This is a genomic window from Campylobacter sp. JMF_06 NA1 (assembly GCF_027737785.1).
Lineage (GTDB): Bacteria > Campylobacterota > Campylobacteria > Campylobacterales > Campylobacteraceae > Campylobacter_B.
On sequence record NZ_JAOVUA010000001.1, the window covers coordinates 23,336 to 37,133 of the forward strand.

Annotated in this window: 12 protein-coding genes; 5 read left to right on the plus strand and 7 right to left on the minus strand. The window is 43.9% G+C overall.

Features of this window, described 5'->3' with window-relative positions; genetic code table 11:
• Position 1: 1 nt before the first annotated feature.
• The 7 genes from OFO07_RS00120 to ileS form a co-directional block, all read right to left on the minus strand.
• Positions 2–661: a HesA/MoeB/ThiF family protein gene (locus OFO07_RS00120; RefSeq protein WP_270870506.1), complete on the minus strand. Its 660-nt coding sequence runs from the start codon at positions 659–661 to the stop codon at positions 2–4.
• Positions 658–1,482: a carbon-nitrogen hydrolase family protein gene (locus OFO07_RS00125; RefSeq protein ID WP_270870507.1), complete on the minus strand. Its 825-nt coding sequence runs from the start codon at positions 1,480–1,482 to the stop codon at positions 658–660. Before OFO07_RS00125 ends, OFO07_RS00120 begins: the two co-directional genes overlap by 4 nt.
• A complete protein-coding gene (xseB, locus tag OFO07_RS00130; protein WP_270859252.1) occupies positions 1,475–1,669 on the minus strand; it encodes an exodeoxyribonuclease VII small subunit in 195 nt (64 codons plus the stop codon). The genes OFO07_RS00125 and xseB overlap by 8 nt, the downstream gene beginning before the upstream one ends.
• On the minus strand, positions 1,659–2,765 hold the full coding sequence (gene metX / locus OFO07_RS00135) for a homoserine O-acetyltransferase MetX (protein ID WP_270870508.1): 1,107 nt from the start codon (positions 2,763–2,765) through the stop codon (positions 1,659–1,661). Before metX ends, xseB begins: the two co-directional genes overlap by 11 nt.
• On the minus strand, positions 2,762–4,213 hold the full coding sequence (gene guaB, locus OFO07_RS00140; RefSeq protein ID WP_270870509.1) for an IMP dehydrogenase: 1,452 nt from the start codon (positions 4,211–4,213) through the stop codon (positions 2,762–2,764). Before guaB ends, metX begins: the two co-directional genes overlap by 4 nt.
• 1 nt (position 4,214) lies before the next feature.
• Positions 4,215–5,573 carry an Asp-tRNA(Asn)/Glu-tRNA(Gln) amidotransferase subunit GatA gene (gene gatA / locus OFO07_RS00145; protein ID WP_270859255.1) on the minus strand — a complete coding sequence of 453 codons (1,359 nt, stop codon included), beginning with the start codon at positions 5,571–5,573 and terminating at the stop codon, positions 4,215–4,217.
• 99 nt (positions 5,574–5,672) lie between these two features.
• Entirely contained in the window at positions 5,673–8,435 is a 2,763-nt protein-coding gene (gene ileS, locus OFO07_RS00150; RefSeq protein ID WP_270870510.1) for an isoleucine--tRNA ligase, read from the minus strand.
• A 119-nt stretch (positions 8,436–8,554) separates the two neighbouring features.
• Here ileS and OFO07_RS00155 point away from each other — a divergent pair, with 119 nt between their 5' ends.
• The 5 genes from OFO07_RS00155 to OFO07_RS00175 all read left to right on the plus strand — a co-directional run bounded on the left by OFO07_RS00155 (position 8,555) and on the right by OFO07_RS00175 (position 13,381).
• Positions 8,555–9,652 carry a CinA family protein gene (locus OFO07_RS00155; RefSeq protein ID WP_270865321.1) on the plus strand — a complete coding sequence of 366 codons (1,098 nt, stop codon included), beginning with the start codon at positions 8,555–8,557 and terminating at the stop codon, positions 9,650–9,652.
• A gap of 9 nt (positions 9,653–9,661) precedes the next feature.
• Positions 9,662–10,309 (plus strand): hypothetical protein, encoded by a 648-nt coding sequence (locus tag OFO07_RS00160; protein WP_270870511.1) that lies wholly within the window; start codon positions 9,662–9,664, stop codon positions 10,307–10,309.
• A gap of 51 nt (positions 10,310–10,360) precedes the next feature.
• Positions 10,361–11,287: an aspartate carbamoyltransferase catalytic subunit gene (locus OFO07_RS00165; RefSeq protein WP_270862557.1), complete on the plus strand. Its 927-nt coding sequence runs from the start codon at positions 10,361–10,363 to the stop codon at positions 11,285–11,287.
• The gene (locus tag OFO07_RS00170; RefSeq protein ID WP_270870512.1) at positions 11,287–12,567 is read left to right on the plus strand and encodes a dihydroorotase; all 1,281 of its coding nucleotides are present in this window, start codon (positions 11,287–11,289) and stop codon (positions 12,565–12,567) included. Before OFO07_RS00165 ends, OFO07_RS00170 begins: the two co-directional genes overlap by 1 nt.
• Before the next feature lie 100 nt (positions 12,568–12,667).
• Positions 12,668–13,381, plus strand: coding sequence for a metallophosphoesterase (locus OFO07_RS00175; protein ID WP_270870513.1), 714 nt, complete (start codon positions 12,668–12,670; stop codon positions 13,379–13,381).
• Positions 13,382–13,798 lie beyond the last annotated feature (417 nt).

Sequence of the window (13,798 nt, forward strand, 5' to 3'; positions counted from 1 at the left end):
CTTAAACAAGAGCGATTTTTTTGGTTTCAAATTCGCCCGAGAAAAAATTTAGATAATAAAGCGTATCTTTTTTCACGCTCAAACCCGCTAAATAGCGCAAAGCTAAATTTGCCGCAAAACTCGCCGCAAACATCACAATCGGCGCAGTAATTCCAGCTGGCGTGGCGCCCAAATTTGGGAAAAATTTGAAATTCGCCTCGCTTACGAAGCAGACCTGCACCTGAAAGCTATCGACCGAGCTAAACACCCATGGCGTGGCAGTTTGCTTGGCAAACTCGTCAATTTGCGCGCGGGTGGCGAGATTGTCAGTCGCATCTAAAATCAGGTCAAATTTATCCGCGCAATTCGCAAAAAATTCATCAGCTTTCATTTTGTGCGTATTCACACGCACTCCATCGTATCGAGCCTGAACGCGCTCTTTGAAAATATCGGCCTTGTATCGTCCCTCATCGCTTAGCGAAAATAAAATTTGCCTGTGGATATTATGAAGCGACACTGTGTCGAAATCGACAATGTCAATCCGCCCGATCCCGCTGGCTCCTAGCGCATACGCAAATGAGCTTCCAAGCCCGCCAGAGCCGATGATTAGGACGGATTTTTGCGCTAGGGAGTTTTGGGTATCCTCGCCCCAGAGCTGGATTTGTCTGTGGAAAAATTTCACGCAAAGCCTTTGTTTTTCAAATTTGCCTTAAAGCCCCAAAATTCCGTAGCTTCGCGCACGATTGCTGGGTCTATTTCGCACATTAGCGCGCCCTCTTCGCCCTTTAATTCGTTGATAATCTCGCCGTAAGGATTCGCTAGGAAACTGCCACCATAAAATTTAAAGTCCATATCGCCGAATTTCGCCTCGCCTATGCGGTTTGTGCGCACGATATACGCCGAGTGCGTGAAGGCTCGCATTTTAAGCAGTTCTGCCCAGCGCAAATTTGACTCAAATGTCGAAGCTGTGGGGATTAGCACGCAATCAACGCTTTCGTGGTCGAAGCGCTGCCACACCATATCAAAATGCGCTTCAAACCCAAAACAAACGCCAAATTTCACACCCTCGACCTCGAAAATCAGTGGCTCGAATTTGCCATTTTCGTGAATTTTGGCGTTTAGGAAAAACTCGTCCTCGTTCCAGTGCGAGTAGTTTATCAGCATAGTTTGATCGTAAAATTTCACGCCAGAGGGGCTAAAATGCGCGCAGGATTTGATCCATGCGATTTCGCCAGCCTCGCTACTGCTTTGGCGAATTATAGGCGCGATGATGTTTAGGTCGTATTTTTTGGCTAAATTTTGCATTAGCTCCATTTTGTGTTCGCTTTGTTTTTGCGTGATTGAGCTTGGCATGTGTTTTAGCTCGGTAAAAAACGAATTGAGCGTGTATTCGCCCAAAACCACGATTTTTGCGCCGTTGTCGTGGGCTATTTTCATATAATAATCAATGCGATTTTCGCTCATCGAAAGCGTGGCGAGTTGTAGAGCGCAGATTTTAATCATTTTGCGCACCTTCGTTTATTTGCGTGATTTCAAGCTTGGCGTTTTCTAAAATTTCCTTCGCCTCTTTTAGCAGGCAAATTCCGCTTTTATACAGCTCCACAGAGCGATCTAGCGTGATGTCTTTGTCGTTTAAGCTCTCTAATAGCTCGCCTATTTTTTTCATTTTTTCTTCGAAATTATCTTGCATCTAAAACCCTTTTAATGATATAGTCAAATTTTTCCACCTCGACCAAAAACGCGTCGTGTCCGTAATCGCTGTCGATTTGCGTGTAAAACACGCGCTCTTTCGCGCCAAGATCAATCATACATTTATACATTTCCTCCATTAAATTTGGCGGAAACAAAATATCGCCAGAAAACGAAATCAAAAATAGTTTCGCGCGAATTTGCGCCATGGCGTTTTTTAGCGAGCCATAATGCCTCGTGCAATCGAAAAGATTCATCATTTTTGCGATATAAAGGTAGCATAGCGGATCGAAGCGATGAGAGAAATTTACCCCATTGTAGTCTAGGTAGCGATCCACTTGAAACCTGCCGTCAAGCTCGTAAAGTCCGTCGGTTTCTACATAATTTCGCCCAAATTTTTCGTTCATTGACGCTGGACTTAAAAAGCTAATATGCCCAGCCATGCGACCTACCGCCATGCCGTTTAGGCCGGATTTGGCGATTTCATCTTTGTCATAATACCCGCCTTTGAAATTTGGATCGCTCTTAATCGCGCTGATTGCGATTTTATTAAAGGCGATTGCCCAAGGCTGCGTCGCATAAGTGGTAGCTAGTGCGAAAATATTTTCGGCGAAATTTGGGTATTCGATTGCGTAGCACAGAGCCTGCATACCCCCAAGACTTCCGCCGATTATGGCTTTTACGCGTGAAATCCCAAGCTCGCCCAGCAATCTAACCTGCGCCTTTACGACATCTGAGATGACAAGCACGGGAAAGCGTGTGCGATACTCCATACCGGTGCTATCATCGATATCTAGCGGGCAGGTCGAGCCAAAGGGCGATGAGAGGATATTTATGCAGATGACGAAAAATTTGCTCGTATCCACTGCCTTGCCGTCGCCGATTAGGCTGTCCCACCAGCCAGCCTTGCTCTCGCCCTCATATCTGCCAGCAGCGTGTGCGCTACCGGTTAGAGCGTGTGTGATGACAATGACATTTGATTTATCGGAATTTAGCTCGCCGTAAGTTTCGTAAGCTAGGTGAAATTTAGAAAAAACACGACCGCTCTCTAAATAGAGCGGTTCGTCAAAATAGTGGGTTTTGGTTTGGATTTTCACTGATTAACTCGGTAGTTTGGAGCTTCTTGTGTGATGATGACATCATGGACATGGCTTTCTTTAAGTCCTGCGCTTGTGATTTCGACAAATTCAGCTTTTTCTTGCAAGGTAGGGATATCCTTGCTTCCGCAATATCCCATAGCGCTTCTTAGACCGCCTACTAGCTGGAAGATTACATCTTTTAGCATACCAGCATAAGGGACGCGTCCTTCGATGCCTTCTGGGACGAGTTTTTCTTTGGCGGTGCCTTCTTGGAAATATCTATCTGAGCTTCCTTTTTGCATAGCGCCAATTGAGCCCATACCGCGGTATGTCTTATACTGGCGGCCTTGGAAGGTGATTAGCTCGCCAGGGGTTTCGTAGCACCCAGCTAGCACACTTCCCATCATTACTGAGCTAGCACCTGCTGCTAGGGCTTTGGCGATTTCGCCTGAGTATTTGATACCGCCGTCTGCGATGATTGGAACGCCAAATTTAGCCGCTTCGTTTGCGCAATCTACAATTGCGGTAAATTGTGGCACGCCCACACCTGCGACGATTCTAGTGGTGCAGATTGAGCCTGGTCCGATACCGACTTTTATCGCGTCTGCGCCAGCTTCGGCGATATCTTTGATAGCCTCTGGGTTCGCTACATTTCCTACTACGACATCGACATTTAGCTGTTTTTTAAGCTCTTTTAGGGTGTTTATGATACCTTTGGTATGTCCGTGAGCAGAATCCATTACAATCGCATCTACGCCTGCTTCGACAAGGGCTTTTGCGCGATCAATCTGACCTACGCCAATGGCGGCTGCTACGCGAAGTCTGCCATAAGCGTCTTTGTTTGCAAGAGGGTATTCGATGCGTTTTTTGATATCTTTAATGGTAACTAATCCCTCCAAATGGTTGTTTTCATCAACAATCGGAAGTTTTTCTACCTTGGTGCTGCGGAAAACTTTCTCAGCGTCATCTAGCGTCGAGCCCTTTTTGAGCGTGATTAGTGGCATTTTAGTCATTTTATCGCCAACGCGCGCTGAGGTGTCGCTTTCAAATCTCAAATCGCGATTAGTTAAAATTCCGATTAATTTATGCTCGTCATCGACAACTGGAATTCCGCTAATGTGGTATTCAGCCATCAAATTTAGCGCATCTTGCACGCTGGCTGTGGCTTTGATAAAAATCGGATCGATGATGACACCACTCTCGCTTTTTTTCACGCGGCGCACCATTTTAGCTTGGCTTTCGATATCCATGTTTTTGTGGATTACGCCAATCCCTCCAAGGCGAGCCATCATGATAGCTGTGCGATACTCGGTAACCGTATCCATAGCAGCACTCACAAGTGGTGTATTTAGAGTGATATTTTTGGTAAATTTTGTCTTTAAATCTACATCTTTTGGTAAAATTTCAGAGTATTGTGGCACCAATAAAACATCTTCAAATGTCAAAGCTTTTTTCAAAATTTTCATCTTAACCCCTTACGATTGTTTCTAAATTTAACCCGCCATCAAGCACCGTTTGTTCGTCATAAGCGCGTCCTATTAGTTGTGCGCTGATATTTAAATTCTGTGAATTTCTAGCCACTGGCACGGAAATCGCTGGAAGTCCTGCTAAATTTACGCCGATTGTGTAAATATCGCTAAGATAAGCTTTTAGCGGGTCGTTTAACTCGCCAAATTTATACGCCACATCAGGCGCAATCGGCATAAAAATCAAATCAGCCTCTTTTAAAATTTCCTCATATTCAGCCTTGATAAAGGCTCTGGCTTTTTGCGCTTTTATGTAGTAGGCGTCGTAGTAACCGCTACTTAGCACAAATGTTCCTAGAAGCATTCTGCGTTTGACCTCGTCGCCAAATCCCTCGCCACGGGTGTTTGCGTAAAGTTCGTTTAAATTTGACGCCTTTGCGCGGTTTCCGTATCGCACGCCGTCATATCTGCTTAAATTTGCGCTAGCTTCGGCTGTGGCGATGATATAGTAAGTCGCAATGTCGTATTTGGAATTTAGCAAATTTTTATAAATTATCTTGTGTCCGAAGCTTTTTAACTTCTCGATTGCCAAATTTAGCGCAGTTTTAATCTCGTCGCTAGCCTCGTTTAGGTAGTTTTCGATGACTGCGATTGTAAGTTTGCGCTCGCTATTTAATTTATCAGCCGTGCTGATAAACTCGCCAGCATAGCTTGTGCTATCCATTTCATCATGTCCTGCGATGATATCGTATAAAATCGCCGCGTCCTCGACATTTCCTGTAATTGGTCCGATTTGATCTAGGCTAGATGAATACGCGCCCAGACCATAGCGGCTAACCCTGCCATAGCTTGGCTTAAATCCCACGCAACCACAAAAGGCTGCTGGCTGGCGGATAGAGCCACCCGTATCGCTACCAAGTGCTGCGATTGCAAGTCCAGCTCCCACAGCGGCGGCACTTCCGCCACTGCTTCCGCCTGGGACGCGAGTGTGATCGAGCGGATTTAGAGTTTTGCCATAATACGAACTCTCTGTCGTGCTTCCCATGGCGAATTCGTCCATATTGGTGCGACCAAATGGAGCTAAATTTGCCTCTTTTAGCTTTTTGATTACGGTTGCGTCATAAGGCGCAATGTAGCCTTGCAGGATTTTTGATCCAGCCGTTACGCTCCAACCTTTGACTTGAATATTATCTTTAATCGCTATTGGCACACCTGCGCCACTTTCGTTTAATTCCTCGCCACTGAGTTGCTCGACATACGCGCCAAGGTTTTTATTGGCTATGATTTGGCTTTTTAAATCTGCGCGAAGTGCCAAAATTTCGCTAGGGCTCAGTTTCAAAGCCTCTTTTAAACTTATCATTTTTTATCCTTAAATTTTATTACAAATTTTATCCCCACGCCTATGCAGACAAAGATTAGTGCGATTGTGAGAACTACTATACTAAAATGTTGAGGCGAACTAAGCATTTAGCACCTTTGCACATCTTGGGCATAGACAATCTTGCTCTTTTGCGCTAAATTTCCAGCACCTTGGGCATTTAAATTTATCAGATTTTACAAGGCGGAAAATTTCATCACCTATGCGAAATTCTGCCAAAGCATTGTCGCTGTTGCCATCTAGCGAGGTTACATCGCTTACCATAAACCAGTCGCTCACGCCCAAAATATCGTAAGATAAAATTTCATTTGAGCTAGTTTGCAAAGCGAGTTCTAGGGTCGATTTGATGATTTTATCTTTTTTGAGAGCGTCGATGATTTCGAAAAATTTCTCTCTTGATTGCTCTAAAATTTCATCATATTCGACAAAATCGCTAAATTCAATCGGCGCATAAACCAAATCAAAAGCGTCTTCTTTGCCGTTTTTAACGATACTTGGCGCGTATTGCATTACTTCATCGATTGTGTAAGTTAGCGTAGGCGCAATCAGAGGCAGTAGCGCTCTGGTAATTAGCACTAGCGCACTTTGCGCGCTTCTGCGTCTTGGTTCGTCGATATGGTCGCAGTAAAGGCGGTCTTTGATAATATCAAGGTAGATTCCGCTTAAATCTGCGCTTAGGAAATTTAGAAGTTGGTTAAATCCTTTTGAGAAATCATACTCTCTAAAACTCTCTTCAACTGCGCCAAAAGTCCTTACAGCGCGGGTTAAAATCCACTTATCAAGGGTTGTGAAATTTGAGGTTTCAAGCTCTTCTAAATCGCTAACATTTGCTAGCAAAAAGCGAATTGTATTGCGAATTTTGCGGTATTGCTCGCTGACTTGTTTTAGGATATTTTCGCTGATTTTCAAATCTGTGGAATAATCACTCAGCGCAACCCATAATCTCATAATCTCCACGCCGTATTCTTTGGCGACTTTTTGTGGAAGGACGATGTTACCCACGGATTTGCTCATTTTTTGACCCTTCTCATCGACGGTGAAGCCGTGAGTTAGGACGCTTTTATACGGAGCGAACTCATTTACAGCGCAACTTAGCAAAAGTGAGCTTTGAAACCAGCCTCTGTGCTGGTCTGAGCCCTCTAAATACATATCGGCTGGAAACGCGCCTGCGTCGTATTCGCCGCTTTTTAGCACGGCGTTCCAAGTCGAGCCACTATCGAACCAAACATCTAAAATATCGGTAACTTTCTCTAAATTTTCAGGGTTGTAGCCAGAACCTTGTGGTAAAAGATCGCGAATTTCGCTATCCCACCACGCATCAGCGCCTTTGGCTTTGAAAATTTCGTATAAATGATCCATTATTTTTTCGTCGAAAATCGGCTCTTTTGTCGCTTTATCACGAAAAAACGCAATCGGCACACCCCAATCTCTCTGTCTTGAAATACACCAATCAGGGCGGTTATCAATCATCGCTGTGAGGCGATTTTCGCCAGTGGCTGGGTAGAATTTGATTTTTTTGATTTCGCTAAGCGCAATCTGGCGCAGTGTTTTTCCGCCACTAAATTCTTTATCCATAGCGATGAACCATTGCTTTGTAGCGCGGTAAATTACTGGTTTGTGCGTGCGCCAGCAGTGTGGGTATGAGTGGGTAAATTTGCCGACTTTTACCACTGCATCGCCAAGAATTTCGACGATTTTTTCATTTGCTTTGAAAATGTGCATGCCGACCATTTCATCTACGACGCCAGCCCTAAATAGCCCCTTCGTGCGCAGTGTTTCATCAAAACACCCTGCCTCATCGACTGGCATTAGCACCTCTATGCCGTATTTTAAGCCCACGAAATAATCGTCCTCGCCGTGTCCTGGGGCGGTATGAACTAAGCCTGTTCCGCCGTCCATTAAGACATGTTCGCCAAGGATAAATTTTGAGCTTCTATCATTTAGCGGGTTGATTGCGTATAAATTTTCGAGCTCTTTTGAGCTAAATTCTTTTAAAATTTCGCCATTTGTGATACCTGCGCCGATTAAATTTTCTAAAAGCGGTTTTGCAAGTATGAAATTTTCGGCTGTTAGGACATAGGTTTCGTTTGGATTTAGGCTGATTGCGCCGTTTGCTGGAAGTGTCCAAGGCGTAGTCGTCCAAATCACGGCTTTTGCGCCTTTTGCGCCGATTTTGGCGTTTGCTTCATCGCTTAAATCAAAAGCCACATAAATCGAATAATCCTCTTTGTCCTTATACTCGACCTCTGCCTCAGCTAGCGCGCTTTTTGCCGCCCAGCTCCAAAATACAGGCTTACTGCGCTCGATTAAAATGCCCTTTTTAGCGATATTGCAAAGGGTTTTGTAAATTTCAGCTTCGAAGTTAAATTTCAGCGTCAAATATGGATTTTCCCAATCCCCAATTACGCCAAGGCTTTTAAATTCATCTCTTTGGATATCGATAAATTCTTTCGCATGTGCGCGACAAAGCTCACGGATTTCGTGTTTGGTAGCTGATTTTTTCGCGTCGCCCATTTTGATTTCTACTTGTTGTTCGATTGGCAAGCCGTGGCAGTCCCAGCCCGGGACATAGCGGATATTTTCACCGAAAAAATAGTGGGTTTTAGTGATAATGTCTTTTAAAAATTTATTCAGCGCATGGCCTATATGCAGGTGTCCGTTGGCATAAGGTGGGCCGTCGTGGATATTAAAGCTGACGCCCGCGTTTTTGCGTTTGGCTTTCATTTTTTCATAAATTGCTCGCTCGTTATACCAGCTAGAAAATCGCGCTGGTTCGTTCGCTGGGAGAGAGCCTCGCATAGGGAAGTCCGTAGTAGGGAGAAAAAGTGTTTCTTTGTAATCCATAAAAAACCTTTAATTGTGTTTTAAAAAATTTGGTAAGTGTAGCAAAAAGGCTTTTAAAAAGGACTGAAAATGCAAGAATTTTTTATGCTATAATGGCAAAAATTTAAAGGTAGAAATTTATGAAAAATGTGATTTTAATCATCGGCGAAGCTATCCGCTACAACCCGCCATTTTTTAGCTATATTTTGCGCGAATACGAGCAGGTTTTCGGCGTGATTGATGATATTAAATTTATAAATGAAAACGATAAAAATTTGCCATTTTTGATAGAAAAAATGCTCGGCAAATACGATTATATCACGATTTTTGCGACAAAAGTGGCTTATGCAATCGCAGGCAAAATCCTTTCCACGCTTACGCTTGATACTTTGGAGCTTAAAGATTGTGGCACGCTAGCCCCCTCAGCAGCTAAATTTGTGGTAAAGGATAGTTTTTTACTAGATATTAAGGGTTGCCTTGTAAATGTGCTAAAAGCAGATCCTTTACAAAAACTGCCCCAAATTTTGCAAGATCCCCTAAACGAGGGCGAGGGGTTTTATCTATTTGACACAGACTATGCGAGCGCAAAAGCTAGACTTGAAAGCCTAGCGTTAAGCTATAAAATTTCATTTATCATTAGCGAATACAGCTCGTTTTTGCTCTTTGTGCGCGCTAGCGAGCAGAAATTTGGCGCGCTGGATAAATTTTTAGACAGCGTGAGCAAATACTATGCAAACTCATTTATCGCACCTAAAAATTTCATCTCTCACGCCGTGGAGAAATTGCGAGAAATCGGGGCGAAAATCACATTTGCAGAGAGTTGCACGGCTGGACTTTTGGCAGCTAAATTTGGCGAAATAGCCGGTGTGAGCGATATTTTTGATGGCTCGGTGGTAAGCTATGCAAACGAGATAAAGCGTGCGTGGCTAGATGTGAGCGATGAGGTTTTGCAAGATTACGGCGCAGTGAGTGAGCAATGCGTCGCAGGTATGCTTAGCGGGGCATTGGAGAGTTCGGGGGCGAATTTTGCCCTAGCCATTAGCGGGATAGCTGGACCTGGGGGTGGAAGCGATGAAAAGCCCGTAGGAACGGTATTTATCGGGGCAAAAGAGCTTGGTGGGCGACAGATAATCGGCAAATTTCACCTAAACGGAGATCGCAACTATATCCGTGAAGAGGCCGCAAATATCGCAGTTTGCTTGCTTTTGAAATTAAGAAGTGATTTATTTTTAAATTAAGGAGAGAGTATGAAAAAATGTGGAATTTTGCTTGCTTGCGCGCTTATGTTTAGCGCGTGCAGTGACAGCGACAAATCTAGCCAAAACGGCCTAGATATCGAGAAAGAGATCGAAAAAAAATCTCAAAAAATGGTTGAGAAAAATGAGCCAAAAATACAGATAAATTTGGATAAAAATTTATCGGCAAGCGCGAGCGAAAGCACGATTAAACCTGCGCCAGGAAGCACTGCTTCAAGCGAGCCTGCGCCAGAGGCAAATTTGAGCCAAAACGCTAAACCAAAGGTTCAAATCGAGCTAGTGCCAAAGCCTGAGGGCAAAATTTCAAAAGATATCAACGAAACGATTGATGAATTTGCCGCAACGGCTAAAATTTTGGGCGAAAATTTGGAAAGATTAAGCAAGGAAGCACCGAAAATTTTAAACGAATTTGCCGAAAAAAACGCGGATAAATTAGAGGATTTAGCCAAAAAAGGCGAGAAAATCGTGCGCGATTTAAATGGCTCACTAGGCGGGATCGAAAAGGATTTAATGGATTTAGCAAAGGACGCAAATTCGAGCTTCGGGCAGATTTTAAATATCTTTGGCGATATGATTAATAATGGCAAAAAAATTGAAAAACATTATGAAAATTCGCAGAGCGAGGATTTAAAAATTTAAGTCAAATTTGCGTAAAATACAGCGAAAATTTTAACCATTTTAGGAGGCAAAATGTATAAATTAAAGCACCTGCTTAGCACGCAAGATTTAAGCGCAGACGATATTTACGATTTCATCGCTTTGGCGAAGGATTTCAAAGCTCTAAACCGCTCAGATATCAAAAAATCAGACTCTTTGCGTGGAAAAACCGTGATTAATGCTTTTTTTGAAAACTCCACTAGAACGCGCATTTCCTTTGAAATCGCCGCCAAACGCCTTGGCGCGGACGCCATAAATTTCAGCGCAGGTTCAAGTAGCACCAAAAAGGGCGAAACTCTAATCGATACGATAAAAAATATGCAAGCTATGCGCAGTGATATTTTTGTCGTGCGCCACGCAAGTAGCGGTGCTGCGAAATTTATCGCCTCTAACTGCGACGCCTCGATTGTAAATGCAGGAGACGGACTAAACGAGCACCCGACACAAGCGCTTTTGGATTTGCTCACAATCCACGAAGCCAAGGGCAAATTTGAAGGATTAGAAGTCGCTATCATCGGCGATATTTTCCGCTCTCGCGTGGCTAGATCTGATGCGTGGGCGATGAAAAAACTAGGCATAAATGTCAGACTCTTTGGTCCTCCGATGATGCTAAGAGACTGCGAGGCGTTTGGGTGCAGGATTTGCAAAAGCGTCGAGGAAGCGATCGAGGGCGCAGATGTGATAATAATGCTAAGAATTCAATTAGAGCGCCAAGACGGTGAGCCAAGCTTCCCAAGCGTTAGGGAGTATAGTAAATTTTTTGGATTAACTGCTAAGCGCATGCAAGTAGCCAAAGAGGGTGTGATTATCATGCACCCAGGTCCGATAAATCGTGGCGTGGAGATTAACTCAGATGTCGCGGACGATCCGCGATTTACTTGCATTCTCGATCAGGTCGAAAACGGTGCAGCCATGCGTATGGCGGTGCTTCACACAATAAATTTAAATAGGAGCTTGTAATGAAAATTTTAATCAAAAATGGCACCGTTATTAACCACGACAGAAGCGAAAAGATAAATGTTTTAATAGAAAATGAGCAAATTTCAGCACTTACAAAGGACGAGCCAAGCGCAGATAAAGTCATCGACGCGACTGGCAAGCTCGTCATGCCGGGGCTAATTGATATGCATGTGCATTTTAGAGATCCGGGATTTGAGTATAAAGATGATGTCATCACTGGTAGCGAAACAGCCGTAGCAGGGGGCGTAACGACCGCTATGCCTATGGCAAATACAAACCCGGTAAATGATAATTCCGCGATCACAAAGGCAATGATTAAAAAAGCGCGCGATAGGGGGCTAATCGACCTGCTTCCAATCGGAGCGATTTCGCAAGATTGCAAGGGCGCGAAAATCGTCGAAATGGGCGATATGATCGAGGCTGGGTGCGTGGCATTTAGCGATGATGGACTTCCTGTTACCGATAGCTCAGTCATGCGACAAGCTCTCGAATACTCGGCGCATTTTGGCTCTTTTGTCATAAATCACAGCGAGGATTGCTCGCTTTGTCATGGTGGAGTGATGAACGAGGGCAGGGTAAGCGCGCTACTAGGGCTTAAAGGCATGGCGAGCGAAAAAGAGGAGATTATGGTTTCGCGCGATATTTTGCTTGCTAAAAAAACGGGCGGACACCTGCATGTGGCGCATGTCAGCTCAGCCTGGTCGCTAAAATTCATCGATCAAGCCAAAAAAGAGGGTATTAATGTAACCTGCGAGGTTACGCCACACCACTTCACTTATGATGAGAGCGAACTTATGGGATACGATACGAATTTTAAAATGTCGCCACCACTTCGCACAAATGCCGATGTAGAGGCTATGAGAGAGGGCTTAAAAAGCGGACTAATAGATGTCATCGCCACAGATCACGCACCGCATAGCTGGGACGATAAATTTGTCGAGTTTGACAAGGCTCCGTTTGGGATTTTAGGGCTTCAAACGCTCGTGCCTTTGACGCTAAAATTAGTTGATGAGGGCGTGATTGATTATGAAAAAATGGTGGCTCTCACCTCGTATAATCCAGCCCAAATTTTAAAACTCTCTGGCAAAGGCGAAATCGCTGTCGGAAAGCTAGCAGATATCGCTATAATCGACCCTGAGCTAAGATACACTTACGACGCGAAACTCAACAAGTCAAAATCATGCAATTCGCCACTTTTTGGCAAAGAGCTAAAAGGCGCGTGCGTGCTAACGATAAAAAGCGGAAAAGTGGTTTTTGATTTCCCAAATGTGGTAGCGTAAATTTCAAATTTAACCCAAATTTGGGTTAAATTTTAAATTTTTTAAATTTTAAATTTTAAAAATTCTAATATAATTCTTTTAAAAATTCAAAGGTAAATTTATGCAAAATATCTACATTATCGGCGATGTGCATGGTTGCTATGAGAGTTTAATGGCGCTGATTGCGCGCTTGCCAGCGAAATTTGATAGCAAAATTTGCTTCGTGGGCGATTTGTGCGATCGTGGTCCTCAGAGCGCCAAAGTCATCGAGTTTGTGCGCTCGCACGGCTATGACTGCGTGCGCGGAAACCACGAGCGCAGATTTTTGCTAGCAAAATCCAGCGCGCAAAGGTGCGTGAGAGACCGCGAAATCGTAATCGGCGCAAGTGATGATATCAACTGGATTGCCAAAAGTGGTGGCGGCGATACGATGAAATCGTATTTTGCGCCCGAATTTAGCGCGCTTTTAAACGAGCATTTAGAGTATTTGCAAAACCTGCCCGTGTTTTTGCAATACGATATTTTCGACGAAAATTCTCGCTCTCTCGTGGTCTCGCACTCGGCTGTGGGAAATATGTGGAAGTTTCGCGATTTCGTGGCGGTAAAGGACGATTTTGAGGCGCATGTGTTGAGCGGGCGCGACGATTACACCGATAATGCGGGCATTTTTAATGTCTATGGCCACACGCCACAAGATGAGCCATTGATCAATGATTACAGCGCGAATATCGATTTGGGCTGTGTTTTTAAAAAGCGCGGTTACAAAAACGCCCGCCTTTGCGCTATGGAATTCCCCTCCAAGCGACTTTTTATCCAAGATTGTATTGATTTTTAAAATTTGTTTTTTAAATTTCCGCTTTGCAACTCCCAAACACTGCCCCGAAATTTTAAACTCGTAGATTGCTTCGAATTTGCTACGCAAATTCTCGCAATGACAAATCAAGCGTAAATTTTGCCTAATTTGTCATTGCGAGGAGCAAAGCGACGAAGCAATCTACGAATTTAAAATTCCTTGCGCTAAATTCGCTGTCATTGCGAGAAAACGAAGTTTTCGAAGCAATCCAGGGAAATTTAAATTCAAAATTCTACTTAAATTTAGCATTGAACGATTTTTAAAATTTTAGGCTAAATTTTGCTTTTCTCGTAAGGGGGAAGGGGGCTTGAATTGCGAGGTCGCTCCCCTTCCCCCTTACAAACCCCCAACCCCCGACGACGCTTTACAAGGTGGCTAAATTTAAAGCAAAGCTTTAAA